This window comes from Octadecabacter dasysiphoniae (genome assembly GCF_021532615.1).
GTDB classification, from domain to species: Bacteria; Pseudomonadota; Alphaproteobacteria; order Rhodobacterales; family Rhodobacteraceae; genus Octadecabacter; species Octadecabacter dasysiphoniae.
The window spans coordinates 158012-174576 of the sequence record NZ_JAKGAQ010000004.1; the positions used below are offsets into that span (position 1 = coordinate 158012).

Below are 16565 nucleotides of genomic sequence, written 5' to 3' on the forward strand. Positions count from 1 at the left end.
GCAGGCTGACCAAAGGTTAACAACGGACTGAAATTTTGCGGTTATCCCCCGCTTTTTGCCCCTGCAAACCCCTTATCCCCAAGAAAGTGCTTTACACAGAGGGGGTCAAACCCCCACCATATCTAGTAAGGAGCGCGGCAATGTACCCGCTCCCTTGAGCAGGACACCAGATTTCGCCTCTGCCACGGCGACGCTGATTGGACAGGAGGGTTCACGCCCATGGCACTCACCGAACACTTTGACTCCGGCGACGATCTACATCCGATCGACCTCGTCGAACATATCGCAGAACACCACGACTGGGCCTTTGATCGTATCCACGATGATCAGATTGCCTTCCAGATCGAAGGGCAGTGGCGCACCTACGCGATTACGCTTGCGTGGTCTGCGTACGATCAAACCCTGCGTTTGATCTGCACATTTGAAATGGAACCGCCCGAAGATCGCATGGCCGCCCTATATGAATGCCTGAACCGCACGAACGATATGTGCTGGGCTGGTGCGTTCACATATTGGGCCGAACAAAAGCTGATGGTCTATCGCTACGGTCTGGTTTTGGCCGGTGAACAGGTCGCTAGCCCCGAACAGATTGACACAATGATCAACGCCGCAGTGTTAAGCGCGGAACGTTTTTATCCCGCATTTCAGCTGGTCACATGGGCCGAACGCACGCCAGAAGACGCCTTGCAGGTCGCGATCACGGAAGCCTACGGGCGCGCCTGATCCACACTGCGACTACGGCTTGAACCCTTGATCCTTGCGCCCTAACGTTGGCGCAAAGATCGAGGGTTTTTCATGTCTATGACAGAAATCGAGGCACGCGGCATGGTCTTGCTGGGCTGCGGTAAAATGGGGTCGGCGATGCTTGCCGGTTGGCTGGACGGCGGATTGCCTGCGGCGACCATCTGGGTTCTTGATCCGCACCCATCCGACTGGTTGCTGTCTACGGGCGTACATGTGAACGCGGGCTTGCCCGATGCGCCTGCGGTCGCTTTGGTTGCGGTGAAACCCCAAATGATGGGGGACGCATTGCCAAGCATGAAGGCGCTGGGCAATGGCGATACCGTGTTTTTGTCTGTCGCCGCAGGCACGCCTATCACGTCATTTGAAACCGCGTTGGGCGCGCAAAGCCCGGTCATTCGCGCGATGCCAAATACGCCCGCCGCCATCGGACGCGGGATCACGGCGATTGTCGGTAATGCCCATGCAACGCACGCACATCTGGACATGGCGCAGACCTTGCTTAAGGCCGTGGGGCAGGTCGTTCGCCTTGATGACGAAGGCCAAATGGATGCGGTCACTGCCGTATCTGGGTCTGGCCCCGCCTATGTGTTCCATTTGATTGAAACGCTTGCGGCAGCAGGCGTGGCCGAAGGATTACCCGCCGATTTGGCAATGAAATTGGCCAAGGCCACGGTGGGCGGCGCCGGGCAATTGGCCGAAGACGCGCCCGAAGACCCCGCGCAATTGCGCATCAACGTGACGTCGCCAAACGGAACAACGCAAGCCGCGCTTGAGGTGTTGATGAATGAGGGCGATGGATTTCCGGCGCTCCTGAAACGCGCTGTAAAAGCCGCCGCCGACAGATCACGAGAGTTGGGAAAATGAGCGACATTACCTTTGATGATTTCATGAAAGTCGACATTCGTGTTGGTCGTGTCATCCGCGCTGAACCCTACCCGGAGGCGCGCAAGCCCGCGATCAAGATGTGGGTCGATTTCGGGCCCGAGATCGGCGAGAGGAAAACATCCGCCCAGATCACGGATCACTACACGCCGGACGCGCTGATCGGGCGGCAGATCATGGGAGTGGTCAATTTTCCGCCCCGCCAGATCGGCAAATTCATGTCCGAGGTGCTGGTGCTTGGTGCCTATGATGCGACAGGTGTTGTGCTGATCGCCCCAGACAAAGAAGTCCCCCTCGGAGAACGTTTATGTTGAAACTACTGATCACCCGCCCCATTGCAGCCCCTGTTCTGGATCAGGCGCGCGCCGCCTTTGACGTCACCCTGCATGAGGGCGAAGAGATGTCGGTGACCGAGGCCGCTGCCGCACTTGCGACATATGACGCGATCTTGCCCACGCTTGGCGATGCTTTTGGCGCTGCGGCGTTCATTGGTGACATCCGTTGTAAGATGATCGGAAATTTTGGCGTGGGCTATAACCACATCGACGTAGACGCCGCGGCCAAGGCGGGTGTCGCGGTATCAAACACGCCGGATGTTCTGACCGACGCGACGGCAGATATTGCCCTGACGTTGCTGTTGGCCACAGCGCGGCGCGCAGGCGAGGGGGAACGCATGGTGCGGTCTGGCGCGTGGGGCGGTTTTGATGTCAAAGGGCTGCTTGGCACCCATGTGACAGGCAAAACCTTGGGGGTGGTCGGCATGGGCCGCATAGGGCAGGCGATTGCCGCGCGGTGCCATTACGGGTTTGGCATGGACGTCCTGTTCCACAATCGATCCCCCAAAGTCACGCAGGTGCCCGCCACGCAACTGGCAGGATTGCACGAGGTCATGGCCGCCGCTGATTTTGTCATTGTGGCCACACCGGGCGGGGCAGGGACCACCAAATTGATTGATACGGCTGCATTAGCGGCGATGAAGCCTTCAGGCATTTTCATCAACATTTCACGCGGTGAGGTCGTGGATGAAACCGCCTTGATCGATGCGCTTGAGGCGGGTCAGATCGCAGGTGCCGGTTTGGACGTTTATGAAAATGAACCCCACGTGCCGCAGCGCCTGATTGGGTTGGACAACTGCGTTTTACTGCCCCACCTTGGGTCTGCCACGGCGGAAACCCGTCAGGCGATGGGGCAAATGGCGCTTGATAATATCATCGCTTGGGCAAACGGGGATGTGCCGCCGCAAAAGGTGAACTAAGGGCAGGTTGTTCCTGTTCCGCTGGCAGACTCCCACGGCACGGCGCACCCGCGGCGATCGAACCCGAAATATTCGGCGTTCTCATCAACGGTCGACATGAATTGGCCGGGCATGATTTTGACGCCGATCCAATCTGTCAGGCCTGTGGGGCGGTGGCACCACGACAGGTCGCGCTCCAAATCCCATGTCACAAAGTCGCGCACCTGTGCGGCTGCGCGGATTGTATCAGCGGTCAAGCATTCGGTGCCCTCAAGGCTTTGCAGGAATTCGGCACGCGCCTCCCAATGGGCATCTGAACTGACGTTTGAAAAATTCAGGCCAATGTCGATAAAACCCCAGTGGATTAGGGCGAGGAAGCCCAAAAAGGCGGCTGTCGGAACGGCCACAAGGGCCAGTAAAACCTTAGACCAGCGTGGCATCGCCGTCTTCCATCGCGGCGCGCCAATGACGGCGGCATAGGCTGACGTAGGTTTCATTGCCGCCGATTTGGACTTGATTACCACCTGTCAGCGCGCGGCCTTCAGCGTCTTGGCGCACGACCATGGTGGCCTTTTTGCCGCAATGACAAATCGTGCGGACCTCGCGCATTTCATCTGCGAGCGCGAGTAATGTTGCCGACCCGGGGAACAGCTCCCCCCTGAAATCAACGCGCAATCCATAGGCCATCACAGGCACGCCAAGGTCATCGACCGCACGGGCCAATTGCCACACTTGATCAGAGCTTAGGAACTGTGCCTCGTCGATGAACACACACGCACAGGGGCCCGTGGCCAAGCGCGCCTTGATCTTGCGGAATAGATCGTCGTTTAAGGAAAACGTGTCAGCGGCTTCGCCAATTCCGATGCGGCTTGCGATGCGGCCTTCGCCTGCGCGGTTGTCAAATTGCGCGGTCAACAAATAGGTCGCCATGCCGCGTTCGGCGTAGTTGTGCGCCGCCTGCAACAGCACCGTCGATTTGCCGGCGTTCATCGTGGAATAGTTGAAATAAAGCTTTGCCATATGTGTGCAAAATGAACCGCCGCCGAGGGTGTTGCAAGACCTCAGCGGCGGCATTTTGACGTTTCGGCCGTGAGTGGCGGACGCAAACAATGCCCTTCCGAAACAGCGGGCCAAGGGGGCAGGAATTCAGACAGCGGACCATCTGACCTTGGATGGGGTCCGTTCCCCTTGACCCTACGGCGTTGGGGACGCCGATGTCTTTCGTGATATGGTCTTTCAAACCTCACGCTCTCGCTATAACTGTCAGGTATGGATGGGGTGGTTCATGGGAAAAGATTGGGGTCATTCCCCTCACCACCACTTTAGGGGACGAAGATATGGCGGGCATCGGCAGCTATTTGAAGAAACACACTGAGGCGCTTGTGAAGGACGTGGGGATTGAACCCGCGTGCGAACTTACGGGCAAATCCAAGGCGACGCTGGGGCGTTATTATTCTGACTCCGAAGAACATTCGGATCGCTTCATGCCGGTTGATGCTGTCGCACAGCTTGAGGCCGCGGCGAGCTATCCGCATGTGACGTCGGCCTTGGCGGAACTACACGGAAGCACTCTTGATCAGACGAGCACGCCGAAGAATTCGGACGGTGGAATCAACTCCGATGTGATCGCCCTTAGTCAGCGGTTCGCGATGTTGATGGGCGAGTATCAGCAATCCATCGAGGACGGCGTGATCACCAACAATGAGGCCAAGCGGCTGTTGCGTGAAACCGTTGAGCTGCAAAAGGTTCTGATCGACATGAAGCTGCACCTTGAAGATGAAGCCTGATATAGACACATCCGATATGCCCCACCTTGTCGGTGGGGCGTTGAAACCGCTTGATTTTTCTGCGCTGGTCGGGCCGGATGAGCCGGATCATCCGCCGCGCATTTTGCTGTTGTATGGATCGTTGCGCGACACCAGTTATTCGCGCGCGACGGCTGAGGAAGGCGCGCGGGTGTTGCGTGCCTTGGGCTGTGAGACAAAGTTTTTCGACCCGAGCGGTTTGCCGTTGCCCGATGATGCGCCCGCCGATCACCCCAAAGTTGCCGAGCTGCGTGACCTTGTGATGTGGTCCGAAGGCATGGTCTGGTCCAGCCCCGAACGCCACGGTGCCATGACGGGCATTATGAAAACCCAGATCGATTGGATACCCTTGTCGCCCATCGGCGGGGTACGTCCGACACAAGGCAAAACGCTGGCCGTGATGCAGGTGTCTGGCGGGTCGCAGTCGTTCAATGCCGTCAACCAGATGCGTATTCTTGGGCGCTGGATGCGGATGGTGACGATCCCCAATCAGTCGTCCGTTCCCATGGCGTGGAAAGAGTTTGACGACGGGCGGATGAAACCATCATCGCTGTATAACCGGATCGTGGACGTGATGGAAGAGCTGGCCCGTTTCACAGTGATGACCCGCGGGCGTAAAGATATGCTTGTCGATCGCTATTCCGAACGGGTCGAAACGCTTGAAGACGTCCACAAGCGAGTGAACCGCTAAGTCATTCTAAACAAACGGAATAAACGGGATTCCGCAGGCCGTCAGGATGGTGAATGTTGTAAGTGCTAATAGTGCTTTCATTTCAATGCCTTATGCCCGTTCCAAAATAACAGAGCCGACGGAATAGCCCGCCCCGAACGAACAGATCAATCCTACATCACCTGGATTAAGATCATCTGAATATTTCGAAAACGCGATGATTGATCCCGCTGATGACGTGTTTGCGTAGTCTTGCAGGATGTTTGGCTGTTCGCCCGCGTCCGGTTCGTGGCCCAGAACCTTTTTGCCGATATAGTCGTTCATGGTCTTGTTTGCCTGATGCAGCCAGAGGCGTTTGAGGTCATCCGAGTGCACGCCTTCGTCGCCCATGTGGGCCGCGATGTGTTTGGACACCAAGGGCAAGACTTCTTTGAACACCTTGCGGCCGTTTTGCATGAATTGCATGTCGCGCCGGTCTTCCATCTGGTCTTTGGTGCGGCGCAAGTACCCGTTATTGTTGCGGATATTGTTGGAAAACTGCGTTGCCAGACGGGTGGATTTGATTTTGAAATGGGGCCCTGTCAGGCCTTCATCCCGTTCGATCAGCACGGCAGTTGCGACGTCGCCAAAGATGAAATGACAATCGCGGTCGCGCCATTCGAGGTGGGCCGAGCAGATTTCCGGGCACACCACGAGGGCGCTGGTGATGCTGCCGGATTTGATCATGTCCGTGGCGGTCTGGATGCCGAAGGTCGCGCTGGAACACGCGACGTTCATATCAAAGGCGAACCCGTTGATATCTAACAGATTCTGGATTTCCACGGCGATGGCCGGATAGGCGCGTTCGTGGTTTGACGCAGCACAGATGACGGCGTCGATATCGGCCGACGACCGCCCGGCCTGCGTCATGGCCTGCAATGCGGCATCAACGGCCATTTCCGCCATAAAGCTCGGTTCATCATCGCCGCGCGCTGGCAGGGATGGATACATGCGGGTCGGGTCCAGAACGCCTGATTTATCAAGAACATAGCGGCGTTCAATCCCCGACGCGGCAAGGATGAAATCACTGCTGGACTGTGGTTTTGCGTCTATTGTGCCAGCGGCGATGGCATCGGCGTTTTGTGCATTGAACAGATCCGCATGGGCGTTGAACGCGGCCACCAGTTCGTCGTTTGTGATGACATGTTCGGGCGTAAAAACCCCCGTTCCGGTGATGGCTGCGCTGTACATTTTAGTCCCCCAGTTTTGGCGGGTATTGGGACGCAAAGCGCACTGAATTGCAAGAGTGACGGGGCGTATGGGTCGGGTATGGGTTTGGTATGGGTCTGGTATGGTAAAATGGGCCACATCGCAGGGGCGGCGCGGTTCGGATTTGGGGGTGTCGCGCCCGGGATGGTGTTGTGGTGGACCAGTACCAGGCGGTGGGTTGCACAGCGGTGGCCGTGGCCTCTGGAAATCGCTATGATCGGTGTTCCTAAGTGTTCTGTTTCAGAGCGGAATTGAATGTTTCAATCGGTAAGAAACCGTGATGGCTTAACTTGAACGTAACGGCGTCGCGCGATAGTAAAAGTCCAGTATTTCTTGACTTTTCTGACTAAAATGGTTAGTTTTAGGTAATCTGAAGGGAGAATTTAGAATGACCAAAGTTATGAGGCACGTCCGTTCCCATCCTTTTACGTCTCTCTTGGCTGCCGCGCCAGGGATCGTCGCAATCGCCCTCTTTGTGAGGGCGATCGTCTAATCTTGTGTCAGCCCTGCATCCAGCGCTGTGTGAGAACGACAAACAAACCCAAATAAATATAACCCAGCAACGCTTGAATGGCTGAGACCAGACGCAGCGGTTCGGTTGGTTGCAAGTCTCCGTATCCCAATGTCGTGAACGTCACCAACGTGAAATATGCGCTGTCGCCCAGCGTTTGAACCTTTGATCCGTCGTCATCGATACCGATTGTGAGGTTCACAAGCGACGCAATGAGCACGTAGATAGCTGCGTTTGCTAAAATCAGCTGCGATGCTGTTCGGGTGGAACTGCGACCCTGAAGGTGTTCGAGGAAAACGCTCATTGAGGCGGCGAACGAGGCGAGCACAATTACCGCACCGGCGAGACCATCAAGCTCGTTCACATAGAAATAGGTGACGGCAAGAAGCGCCAGATTCATCGCAACTGAAAACTTGGCCTCAACATTCAGCATCAGTCCGGTCCTACCCCTGCAACGCCCGCACCTTCACGTCGCCTTCGACCTTTGCCTTCATCGCCAGCGCTGCCGCGTGGGAGCCTGACAGCGTCGTGTAATACGGGATGCGGTCGGCTAGGGCGATGGCGCGGATGGAACGGCTGTCTTCGACGGCGGCGGTGCCTTCGGTGCTGTTAAACACCAGTGCAATTTCACCATCCTTGAGAAGGTCGGCGACGGTGCGTCCGCCCTCGTAAACCTTATTCACGATTTCGGTCGCGATGCCTTTGTCGGCGAGCCAGCTGCCGGTGCCACGGGTGGCGCAGATGGTCATGCCGAGGTCGATGATGATCTGTGCGGCCTCAACCAGTTGCGGGCCTTTGTCGCTGTCTTTGATGGACATGAACACGCGGCCCGATGTGGGCAGATCAACGCCTGCGCCCATCTGTGCCTTCAGGAAGGCGCGATCGAACGAACGGGCCCAGCCCATGACTTCGCCGGTTGAGCGCATTTCAGGGCCGAGGATCGTGTCCACGCCGGGGAAGCGGTTGAACGGCAGCACGGCCTCTTTCACAGAGAACCACGGTGTTTTCGGATCTGCCAAGGTAAACGCATCGCCCAGCGGCATGACGTCCATCGGATCTTCTGCGGCGGCATAGGGTGCGCGGTGCGGGAAGTTTGACAGAGGTTCACCGGCCATGAGGCGCGCAGCGATGGAGGCGACAGCTGAGTCGGTGGCTTTGGCAACAAACGGCACGGTGCGGCTGGCGCGGGGATTGACCTCAATCAGGTAAACGTCGCCGTCTTTGACCGCGAACTGGATGTTCATCAGGCCGATCACCTTGAGAGCAATGGCAAGCGCGTGGGTCTGGCGTTTGATTTCTTCGATGATGTCATCGGACAGGGTGTGGGGCGGCAGGGAACAGGCGCTGTCGCCGGAGTGAACGCCCGCTTCTTCGATGTGCTGCATGATGCCCGCGACGTGGGTTTGCGTGCCATCAGAAAGGCAATCGACATCGACCTCAATCGCGCCGGACAGGTAGCTGTCGAGCAGGACGGGGCTGTCACCCGAGACCACCACGGCGGTGGAGATATAGCGTTCCAGCTGGCCCATATCGCGCACGATTTCCATGGCGCGGCCACCCAGCACGTAAGACGGGCGGATCACGAGGGGGAAGCCGATGTCTGCGGCGATGTTCATGGCCTCTTCGTCGGTGCTTGCGATGCCGTTTTTTGGCTGAAGCAGGCCAAGGTCATTGACGAGGGCCTGAAAGCGTTCGCGGTCTTCGGCCCAGTCAATGCTGTCGGGCGACGTGCCGAGGATCGGGATGCCTTCGTCGGCCAGCGCCTGTGCGATTTTCAGCGGGGTCTGGCCGCCGAACTGGACAATCACACCGTGCAGGGTGCCGTTTTCCTGTTCAACGCGCAGGATTTCCATGACGGATTCAAACGTCAGCGGTTCGAAATACAAACGATCCGAGGTGTCGTAATCCGTTGAAACTGTTTCAGGATTGCAGTTAACCATGATCGTTTCATAGCCCTGATCGGTTAGCGCGTAGCAGGCATGGCAGCAGCAGTAATCAAATTCGATACCTTGGCCGATGCGGTTTGGGCCACCGCCAAGGATCACGACCTTTTTGCGATCCGAAGGGCGGGCTTCGCATTCTACGTCGCCCATCATCGGGGCTTCGTAGGTGGAATACATATACGGTGTCTGGGCTTCGAATTCTGCGGCGCAGGTGTCGATCCGTTTGAAGGACGCGGTGACGCCGAGGTTGATACGTGCGCGGCGAATTGCGTCTTCGTCGCGCCCTGTCAGGATCGCAAGGCGCGCATCCGAAAAGCCGAGCATCTTGAGGTCGCGCAGGCCGTGTTCATCCATCGGCAGGCCGTCCTTTTTGACGACGGCCTCTGCATCGATGATTTCGCGGATACGGGCGAGGAACCAAGGATCGAACGACGTGACGGCCTGAATGTCATCATTGGACAACCCGTGGCGCATGGCCTGGGCGATCACCCTGATGCGATCCGGCGTTTGTTTGGCCAAGGCTTTGGTGATGGCGGCCACGTCTGGCGCGCCTTCGATTATGATGTCGTCAAAACCCGTCAGGCCCGTTTCCATCGACGCGAGCGCTTTTTGCATGGATTCATGGAAGGTGCGGCCGATGGCCATGGCTTCGCCGACGGATTTCATCGCCGTTGTCAGGTAGGGTTCGCTGCCGGGGAATTTTTCAAACGCGAAGCGCGGGATTTTGGTGACGACGTAGTCGATGCTGGGTTCGAACGATGCGGGCGTGACGCCTGTGATGTCGTTGTCGAGTTCATCCAGCGTAAAGCCCACGGCGAGTTTCGCGGCGATCTTGGCAATCGGGAAACCCGTCGCCTTGGATGCCAGCGCGGAGGAACGCGACACACGCGGGTTCATTTCGATCACGACCATGCGCCCATCGGCGGGGTTCACCGCCCACTGCACATTGGACCCACCTGTTTCGACGCCGATTTCACGCAGCACATTGATAGAATGGGTGCGCATCAGTTGGTATTCTTTGTCGGTCAACGTCAGGGCAGGAGCGACGGTGATTGAATCGCCCGTGTGCACGCCCATGGGGTCCACGTTTTCGATGGAACAGACGATGATGGCGTTGTCGGCGGTGTCGCGCACGACCTCCATCTCGTATTCTTTCCACCCGAGGAGCGACTGGTCGACGAGGATTTGCGCAACGGGGGATGCTTCCATGCCGGTGCGGCAGAAATGTTCGTATTCGGCGCGGTTGTACGCCACGCCGCCGCCTGTGCCGCCCATGGTAAAGGCGGGGCGGATGATGGCGGGCAGGCCGATTTCCTCGAGCGCGTCGAACGCGATGGCGAGGCCTGCGGGAATGTCGAATTTGTCGGTGACGCGGGGGGCGTCTTTGTCTTTGGTGGGCGCTGTGACGATTGTCGCTTTGGGGTTTTCGATGCCAAGGCGATCCATGGCTTCGCGGAACAGCTGACGGTCTTCGGCCATTTCGATGGCTTCGCGTTTGGCGCCGATCATTTCGACGTTCGCGACCTCGAGGATGGATTTGTCGGCGGCATCTGCGCCAAATTCGGCGAGTACCGCATCAAGGTCCGCGCCTGTGAACAGCTGGGAAATCGTCATTTCATCCACCGACAGCGCGGTGTTCAGGCCGGTCTGCCCGCCCATTGTGGGCAGCAGCGCATCGGGGCGTTCCTTGAGGATGATTTTGGCGACCACGGCGGGGGTAATGGGTTCGATATAGGTCGCGTCCGCCATGTTGGGGTCGGTCATGATCGTGGCGGGGTTCGAATTGACCAGCACGACGCGGTAGCCTTCTTCGCGCAAGGCCTTACAGGCTTGGGCACCCGAGTAGTCAAATTCGCAGGCTTGCCCGATCACAATAGGGCCCGCGCCGATGATCATAATCGACTGGATGTCGGTACGCTTTGGCATGGCAGTGCCCCCCTATGTGCAAATTGTCCTGCGTTATAGGGATGGCGTGGACAGGTGCAAGGGGGGAACGTCGCCCGAACGGGGCGATTTTCGATTTTTCAAAACCGGGCAGGGCAAGTTTGCATTGACATGATGGCGCGGACAGGCGAAATCGGCGCCGCTGCGATGGCGCATTTCTATGCGGGTCCGGCGGCAGTCTCACAAAATGTTGACAGTTTTGCCTAGTTTATTGGCGTAAAATGCTAAAGTGTAAACTTTAGTTGACACAATATTTGTCGCTTTAAGTTTGCAGTGTTGCACCCCGAACCTGTATTTTCGCCCCATCGGTATGTCGGCCCTTTGATGGCGCCGGCCCTTTTCACAAGGCGACGTCCATGGTTGCACATTCAAAAATCGCGCTGCGCCGCCCCAATAAACCGGGGTTTATGGCACCGGCAGTGGTGTTGGAAATGGCGAACGCGGTGAACGACGTGATGGGGGTGGACAATCTTGAACTGGCGTTGAAAGAGGCGCAGTTGTTCAGAATGCCCAGCGTGACCGAACCTGTGCGCGAAGACAAAGCGGCGCGGTTGCACCAGACGGTGCGCAAACTGTGGCCTGAAGATGCGGCAGAAATCAGTGAGATCGCGGGCAAAGCTGCCGCGCAGCGGATCATTGAAACCCAGATCACGGTGCGCGCCCAGGCGATGCTGGCCAAAATGCCGCGTGCGACCGGGGCTTGGCTGTTGGCGAAAACCGCACGGCAAAACGCCTGGACCTTTGCAGGCGGCGGCGATTTCATCGTTGAAAGCGAATCCCGCTTTGTGCTGCACAGCAATCCTGTCGTGTTTGGTGAAGTTGCCAACGGCGCGGTGTGCCAGTTCCACGCGAGCCTGTTCGAAGAGATGTTCCGCACGCTGATCCATCCGCGTCTGGTGTGCAAAGAAGTCGCCTGTCAGGCCAGCGGGGCGGATGCCTGTACGTTTGAATTCGTGATGGCCCCGCACTAGGGAGCGCGGCGCGTGATCCCTTGGCCTTAATCGCTTGACTTTCGAGGGCTGGCACGGTGTATCGGCGCGACCAAGGACACCGTTTCAAAGGACGATACCATGCACGCCTATCGCAGCCACACTTGCGCCGATTTGACCTCAGCCAATGTTGGCGAAAATGTCCGTCTGTCGGGCTGGGTTCATCGCGTCCGTGACCACGGCGGCGTGCTGTTCATTGATTTGCGCGACCATTACGGCGTGACGCAGGTGATTGCAGACAGTGACAGCCCTGTTTTCGCAGAGCTGGAAAAGGTGCGGTCTGAATGGTGTATCCGCATTGATGGCAATGTGTTGGCGCGCGACGAAAGCCTTGTGAACCCGAACCTGCCCACGGGCGAGGTTGAGGTGTTTATTCGCGATATCGAGGTTCTCGGCTCTGCGGCGGAACTGCCGCTGCCTGTGTTTGGCGATCAGGAATACCCCGAAGACACGCGCCTGAAGTACCGCTACCTCGATCTGCGCCGCGAAAAGATGCAAGACAACATGAAACTGCGCAGCGATGTTGTGGCCTCTATGCGCAAACGGATGTGGGACAAGGGGTTCCGTGAATTCCAGACGCCAATTATTACGGCATCCAGCCCCGAAGGCGCGCGCGACTTTTTGGTGCCGTCGCGTTTGCACCCCGGTAAGTTTTACGCGCTGCCGCAGGCGCCCCAGCAGTTCAAACAGCTGATCATGGTGTCGGGCTATGACAAATATTTCCAGATCGCCCCGTGTTTTCGCGACGAAGACCCGCGCGCGGACCGATCCCCCACCGATTTTTACCAGCTCGACCTTGAGATGTCGTTTGTTGAGCAGCAGGACGTGTTCGACACGATCCAGCCGGTGATCACGGGTATCTTTGAGGAATTCGGCAAAGGCCGTGCCGTGGACCAGACGTGGGAACAGATCAGCTACCGTGATGCAGCGCTTTGGTATGGCAGCGACAAGCCAGACCTGCGCAACCCGATCAAAATGCAGGTCGTGTCTGACCATTTCGCAGGGTCCGGCTTTGCGATCTTTGCCAAGCTGTTGGAAACTGCGGGCACAGAAGTGCGCGCCATTCCTGCGCCATCTGGCGGGTCGCGTAAATTCTGCGACCGTATGAATGCCTTTGCGCAAAAAGAAGGGCTGCCCGGCATGGGCTATATCTTCTGGCGCAAGCAGTCGGCGGATTCTATTGCGCAGGAACGTGGCATCACCGTCAAAGAGGTCAACGCGCTGATCAAATCCGGTGAAATCACGCTGGGCAATGAGGCCGCTGGCCCCTTGGCGAAAAACATCGGACCCGAGCGCACCGAGGCGATCCGCGTCCAACTTGGCCTTGAGGTCGGCGATGCGGCGTTTTTCCTTGGCGGTAAGCCAAAGGCGTTTGAAAGCGTGGCGGGCAAGGCGCGTGATGTGATCGGCAAAGAGCTTGGCCTGACGGATCTGAACCGGTTCGCGTTCGCCTGGATCGTGGATTTCCCGATCTATGAGCGCGACGAAGAAACCGGCAAGATCGATTTTGAGCACAACCCGTTTTCCATGCCACAGGGTGGGATGGCCGCATTGGACGGCGACCCGGAGGACGTGCTGGGCTATCAATATGACCTAGCGTGCAACGGGTATGAGCTGGTGTCCGGCGCGATCCGTAATCACCGCCCTGAAATCATGTTCAAGGCGTTCGAGATTGCAGGTTATGGCAAAGACGAAGTCGAAAAGCGGTTCGGCGGGATGGTCAACGCGTTCCAATACGGCGCGCCGCCCCACGGTGGCTGTGCCGCCGGTGTGGACCGGATTGTTATGCTGCTGGCGGATGCGGACAACCTGCGCGACGTGATCATGTTCCCGATGAACCAGCGCGCCGAAGACGTCATGATGGGCGCGCCGTCGCTGCCGCAAAACGAACAGATGCGCGAATTGCACCTGCGCGCGTTGCCGCCCGAGGACTAAGTCCGGCGTATAAAGTTGTGGATGCGGGCGGGGGTAATTCCTCGCCCGTTTTCGGTTCAGACCTGCGCCAGAGAATTGCGCATGATGATCGACACGTTGAGCTGGCGGTGAACGGTGGTTGAGCTTCCGTCGATCAGGTTGACCAATTCACGCGCCGCTGTTCGGCCCATTTCGCGATGCGGGACATGCACCGTCGTCAGGGATGGGTGCAGATGTTTGGCCAGTTCGATGTCGTCGAACCCCGTCACGGATACATCGTTTGGAATGTCGTAGCCGAGTTCTTTGGCGCGCGTCATGGCGCCCGCGGCCAGAACGTCGTTTCCGCACATGATGACGCTGGGCTTTTGCGTGCCGTTCATCAGGGTTTCGAACGCCGTCGCGCCGTTTTCAATTTCATAGGGGGTTTCGATAACGGGCAGGTCGGCCAGATCGAACCCGTTGGCAACCCAGCTGTCTTTGATGCCGTTCAGCCGCCCTTCGGCGCGGTCATTGCCATCGACAATCCCCGAGATCACGGCGACGCGGCGGTGCCCCATTGAAATCACCCGATCCGCCAGCACCCGCATTGATGCGCGGTTATCAAACCCCACAGAGGCATGGGGTCTGTCGGGCAAATAGGACCACGCCAGCATTGTCGGAATGCCGCGTTTTCCTAGATAATCGTAGACGGATTGTTCGCGTTCATACCCGATCAGCAACAACCCGTCGGCCCCGCGCGCAACAAGGCCGCGGATCTGTTCTGCCTCTAGTTCGGGGCGGTAGGCGCTGCTGGACACCAACAAGTTATAGCCCAGCCCGTGCAGGGTTTCCTGAAACGCCTGAAGCCCGCGTGCAAAGATCGCGTTTTCCATCGTCGGGATGATGGCGCCGATGGTGTAGGTGCGTTTGGCGGCCATGGCGCGGGCGTTGAAATTCGGGGTGTAACCCAGTGCATCAACCGCTTCCATAACCCTGTCGCGCGTGTCTTTTGACACCTTCTGTTCCGCGTTCAAACACCGCGAAACCGTGGCCGTCGACACACCTGCGGCGCGGGCAACGTCATCAAGCGTGGGGATCGAAAAGGACGTGGTCATGGATTGGCGGCACCTTGGTAAAGCTAATCGATATCATATTTTTCAAAAACTGAACATGTTTCCATGGATGCGATGTAAGCGCTTGCACGAATCAAATGTAAGCGCTTACACTCGCGGGGTGAACCATACATTACGGAGGCCTTCACGTGTTTCTCATCAGCTCTTTCATTGTTTTTGCCGTGTTCTTTGTGAACGTGGCTATGGGGGCTTTTGGCGATGCGTCGTTCCTTGGGGATGTGGGGGAGATGGTGGTTCTGTTTATTGCGTCGGTGCTTTTTGTCGTCGCGATTTTGAAAAAAGAGGCTGCGCGCAATCGTGACGACGCCGAATAACGACTCTGGGAGGAGACACATATGGACAATCAAGACCGCAAAGAGCTTGCGTCGGCAGAGCGCCGGAATTTCCTGAAATTGACCGCGACGGGTGGCTTTACGGCTGCTTTGGTTGCAGGTGCAGCTGGCACGCTTTGGTCCACGGAGGCCGCCGCGCAGTCCGCGAACGAAGAACGTGATCGCGAAGCCGCAGCCGAGCACACAATGACAATTGCCACAGCCTACGTGCTGGGCGCGTCGCGCAGCTATCCGATCATGCAGCTGGACCTGAAGGAAAACATCCAGAACGCGACCAACGGTAAGGTTTATGTGAAACTGGCGCCGGGTGGTCAGCTTGGTGCGGGTGGTGCATTGGTGCAGGCCGTTCAGGGTGGCACAATTCAGGCCGCACAGCATTCGCTTTCCAACTTTGCGCCGTTTGCGTCCACGGTTGATCTGATCAACATGCCGTATCTTTGCGGATCCAACCAGCGGTTCACGAACCTTGTGAATTCCGATTTTTGGAACGGCAATGTCACGCCCAAAATCGAAGAAAACGGGTTCAAGCCATTGTTCTACGTCAACATTGACCCGCGGGTTGTTGCTGTTCGTAAGGGCGGTGCTGGCGCCGTTATCACGCCGGGCGATCTGGACGGTGTGAAATTCCGCGTGCCGGGTTCTGCGATGTTGCAGCAATATTACCGCCTTGTGGGTGCGAACCCGACGCCGGTTGCTTGGGGTGAAACGCCGTCTGCGATCCAGCAGGGTGTTGCTGATGCTCTCGATCCGTCAGTGGGCGCGCTGTTCGTGTTTGGTTTCAAGGATATCCTGTCGCACGTGACATTCACGCAGGCCGTGCCGGATTCACAGGTTTATTCCTGTAACCTTGAATGGTTCAATTCCATGCCTGCCGACGTTCAGGAAGGCATCATGTGGGGGTCTGAAATGACCGCGCACCAGAACCTTGCCAAGGTTCCGTCTGCACGTGCCTATGCGATGGCAGAACTTGCCAAAGCCGGCGTTGAATTCCACAGCCTGAGCGATGATCAGCTGGCGGAATGGAAAGACGCGGGCGGCTACCAGCGTTCTGAATGGGACGAGTTCAAGGTCGAGCTTGCCGGATCCATGGATGCGTTCGCGCAGATGGAAGAGGCCGCAGGCACGCAGGGCAAATACTACGTCCACGACGCCTAAAGATGTGTCGGGCGCCTGCAAGATCAGGCGCCCGATTTTCCCTTTTTTGGCATGATGAAAGCCGCTGCGCGTAAGCGCTGTC

16 protein-coding genes are annotated in these 16565 nt (G+C 57.7%); 10 read left to right on the plus strand and 6 right to left on the minus strand.

What is annotated here, in order from left to right:
* Positions 1 to 219 precede the first annotated feature (219 nt).
* From L0664_RS15140 to L0664_RS15155, 4 genes are all read left to right on the plus strand, one after another.
* Positions 220 to 723 (plus strand): type III secretion system chaperone family protein, encoded by a 504-nt coding sequence (locus tag L0664_RS15140; RefSeq protein WP_235226735.1) that lies wholly within the window; start codon positions 220 to 222, stop codon positions 721 to 723.
* 72 nt (positions 724 to 795) lie between these two features.
* Complete coding sequence (gene proC, locus L0664_RS15145) at positions 796 to 1608, plus strand: pyrroline-5-carboxylate reductase (RefSeq protein ID WP_235226736.1); 813 nt, start codon at positions 796 to 798, stop codon at positions 1606 to 1608.
* The gene (locus L0664_RS15150) at positions 1605 to 1940 is read left to right on the plus strand and encodes a tRNA-binding protein (protein ID WP_235226737.1); all 336 of its coding nucleotides are present in this window, start codon (positions 1605 to 1607) and stop codon (positions 1938 to 1940) included. Before proC ends, L0664_RS15150 begins: the two co-directional genes overlap by 4 nt.
* Positions 1934 to 2881 (plus strand): 2-hydroxyacid dehydrogenase, encoded by a 948-nt coding sequence (locus tag L0664_RS15155; RefSeq protein ID WP_235226738.1) that lies wholly within the window; start codon positions 1934 to 1936, stop codon positions 2879 to 2881. Before L0664_RS15150 ends, L0664_RS15155 begins: the two co-directional genes overlap by 7 nt.
* Here L0664_RS15155 and L0664_RS15160 read toward each other — a convergent pair.
* Both L0664_RS15160 and L0664_RS15165 read right to left on the minus strand, forming a co-directional pair.
* A complete protein-coding gene (locus L0664_RS15160) occupies positions 2878 to 3300 on the minus strand; it encodes a hypothetical protein (RefSeq protein WP_235226739.1) in 423 nt (140 codons plus the stop codon). The genes L0664_RS15155 and L0664_RS15160 overlap by 4 nt on opposite strands.
* Entirely contained in the window at positions 3284 to 3880 is a 597-nt protein-coding gene (locus L0664_RS15165; protein ID WP_235226740.1) for a thymidine kinase, read from the minus strand. The genes L0664_RS15160 and L0664_RS15165 overlap by 17 nt, the downstream gene beginning before the upstream one ends.
* A gap of 317 nt (positions 3881 to 4197) precedes the next feature.
* On the opposite strand from L0664_RS15165, the gene L0664_RS15170 reads away from it, so the two are divergent.
* Together L0664_RS15170 and arsH are read left to right on the plus strand one after the other, a co-directional pair.
* Positions 4198 to 4647 (plus strand): phage regulatory CII family protein, encoded by a 450-nt coding sequence (locus L0664_RS15170; protein WP_235226741.1) that lies wholly within the window; start codon positions 4198 to 4200, stop codon positions 4645 to 4647.
* Positions 4637 to 5356, plus strand: a complete 720-nt coding sequence (arsH, locus tag L0664_RS15175) for an arsenical resistance protein ArsH (RefSeq protein WP_418888036.1) — start codon at positions 4637 to 4639, stop codon at positions 5354 to 5356. Before L0664_RS15170 ends, arsH begins: the two co-directional genes overlap by 11 nt.
* A gap of 90 nt (positions 5357 to 5446) precedes the next feature.
* Here arsH and L0664_RS15180 read toward each other — a convergent pair whose 3' ends face one another.
* From L0664_RS15180 to carB, 3 genes are all read right to left on the minus strand, one after another.
* Positions 5447 to 6565, minus strand: a complete 1119-nt coding sequence (locus L0664_RS15180; RefSeq protein WP_235226742.1) for a beta-ketoacyl-ACP synthase III — start codon at positions 6563 to 6565, stop codon at positions 5447 to 5449.
* A gap of 518 nt (positions 6566 to 7083) precedes the next feature.
* Positions 7084 to 7527, minus strand: a complete 444-nt coding sequence (locus tag L0664_RS15185) for a potassium channel family protein (RefSeq protein WP_235226743.1) — start codon at positions 7525 to 7527, stop codon at positions 7084 to 7086.
* Between the two features lie 10 nt (positions 7528 to 7537).
* Complete coding sequence (carB, locus tag L0664_RS15190; protein WP_235226744.1) at positions 7538 to 10963, minus strand: carbamoyl-phosphate synthase large subunit; 3426 nt, start codon at positions 10961 to 10963, stop codon at positions 7538 to 7540.
* Positions 10964 to 11337: 374 nt separating this feature from the next.
* Here carB and bchJ point away from each other — a divergent pair, with 374 nt between their 5' ends.
* Complete coding sequence (gene bchJ / locus L0664_RS15195; RefSeq protein ID WP_235226745.1) at positions 11338 to 11952, plus strand: bacteriochlorophyll 4-vinyl reductase; 615 nt, start codon at positions 11338 to 11340, stop codon at positions 11950 to 11952.
* A gap of 99 nt (positions 11953 to 12051) precedes the next feature.
* Entirely contained in the window at positions 12052 to 13905 is a 1854-nt protein-coding gene (gene aspS / locus L0664_RS15200) for an aspartate--tRNA ligase (RefSeq protein WP_235226746.1), read from the plus strand.
* 56 nt (positions 13906 to 13961) lie between these two features.
* Here the strand turns inward: aspS and L0664_RS15205 are convergent, their stop codons facing one another.
* On the minus strand, positions 13962 to 14978 hold the full coding sequence (locus tag L0664_RS15205; RefSeq protein ID WP_235226747.1) for a LacI family DNA-binding transcriptional regulator: 1017 nt from the start codon (positions 14976 to 14978) through the stop codon (positions 13962 to 13964).
* A gap of 146 nt (positions 14979 to 15124) precedes the next feature.
* On the opposite strand from L0664_RS15205, the gene L0664_RS15210 reads away from it, so the two are divergent.
* Both L0664_RS15210 and L0664_RS15215 read left to right on the plus strand, forming a co-directional pair.
* Positions 15125 to 15310: a hypothetical protein gene (locus L0664_RS15210; protein WP_235226748.1), complete on the plus strand. Its 186-nt coding sequence runs from the start codon at positions 15125 to 15127 to the stop codon at positions 15308 to 15310.
* Between the two features lie 21 nt (positions 15311 to 15331).
* The gene (locus L0664_RS15215) at positions 15332 to 16483 is read left to right on the plus strand and encodes a TRAP transporter substrate-binding protein (RefSeq protein ID WP_235226749.1); all 1152 of its coding nucleotides are present in this window, start codon (positions 15332 to 15334) and stop codon (positions 16481 to 16483) included.
* Positions 16484 to 16565: the final 82 nt, after the last annotated feature.

What these genes read in the sequence shown, in the direction of transcription:
- L0664_RS15140 (WP_235226735.1), top strand. Translation starts at nt 220, where the DNA reads ATGGCACTCACCGAACACTTTGACTCCGGCGACGATCTACATCCGATC.
- proC (WP_235226736.1), top strand. Translation starts at nt 796, where the DNA reads ATGTCTATGACAGAAATCGAGGCACGCGGCATGGTCTTGCTGGGCTGC.
- L0664_RS15150 (WP_235226737.1), top strand. Translation starts at nt 1,605, where the DNA reads ATGAGCGACATTACCTTTGATGATTTCATGAAAGTCGACATTCGTGTT.
- L0664_RS15155 (WP_235226738.1), top strand. Translation starts at nt 1,934, where the DNA reads ATGTTGAAACTACTGATCACCCGCCCCATTGCAGCCCCTGTTCTGGAT.
- L0664_RS15160 (WP_235226739.1), bottom strand. Translation starts at nt 3,300, where the DNA reads ATGCCACGCTGGTCTAAGGTTTTACTGGCCCTTGTGGCCGTTCCGACA.
- L0664_RS15165 (WP_235226740.1), bottom strand. Translation starts at nt 3,880, where the DNA reads ATGGCAAAGCTTTATTTCAACTATTCCACGATGAACGCCGGCAAATCG.
- L0664_RS15170 (WP_235226741.1), top strand. Translation starts at nt 4,198, where the DNA reads ATGGCGGGCATCGGCAGCTATTTGAAGAAACACACTGAGGCGCTTGTG.
- arsH (WP_418888036.1), top strand. Translation starts at nt 4,637, where the DNA reads ATGAAGCCTGATATAGACACATCCGATATGCCCCACCTTGTCGGTGGG.
- L0664_RS15180 (WP_235226742.1), bottom strand. Translation starts at nt 6,565, where the DNA reads ATGTACAGCGCAGCCATCACCGGAACGGGGGTTTTTACGCCCGAACAT.
- L0664_RS15185 (WP_235226743.1), bottom strand. Translation starts at nt 7,527, where the DNA reads ATGCTGAATGTTGAGGCCAAGTTTTCAGTTGCGATGAATCTGGCGCTT.
- carB (WP_235226744.1), bottom strand. Translation starts at nt 10,963, where the DNA reads ATGCCAAAGCGTACCGACATCCAGTCGATTATGATCATCGGCGCGGGC.
- bchJ (WP_235226745.1), top strand. Translation starts at nt 11,338, where the DNA reads ATGGTTGCACATTCAAAAATCGCGCTGCGCCGCCCCAATAAACCGGGG.
- aspS (WP_235226746.1), top strand. Translation starts at nt 12,052, where the DNA reads ATGCACGCCTATCGCAGCCACACTTGCGCCGATTTGACCTCAGCCAAT.
- L0664_RS15205 (WP_235226747.1), bottom strand. Translation starts at nt 14,978, where the DNA reads ATGACCACGTCCTTTTCGATCCCCACGCTTGATGACGTTGCCCGCGCC.
- L0664_RS15215 (WP_235226749.1), top strand. Translation starts at nt 15,332, where the DNA reads ATGGACAATCAAGACCGCAAAGAGCTTGCGTCGGCAGAGCGCCGGAAT.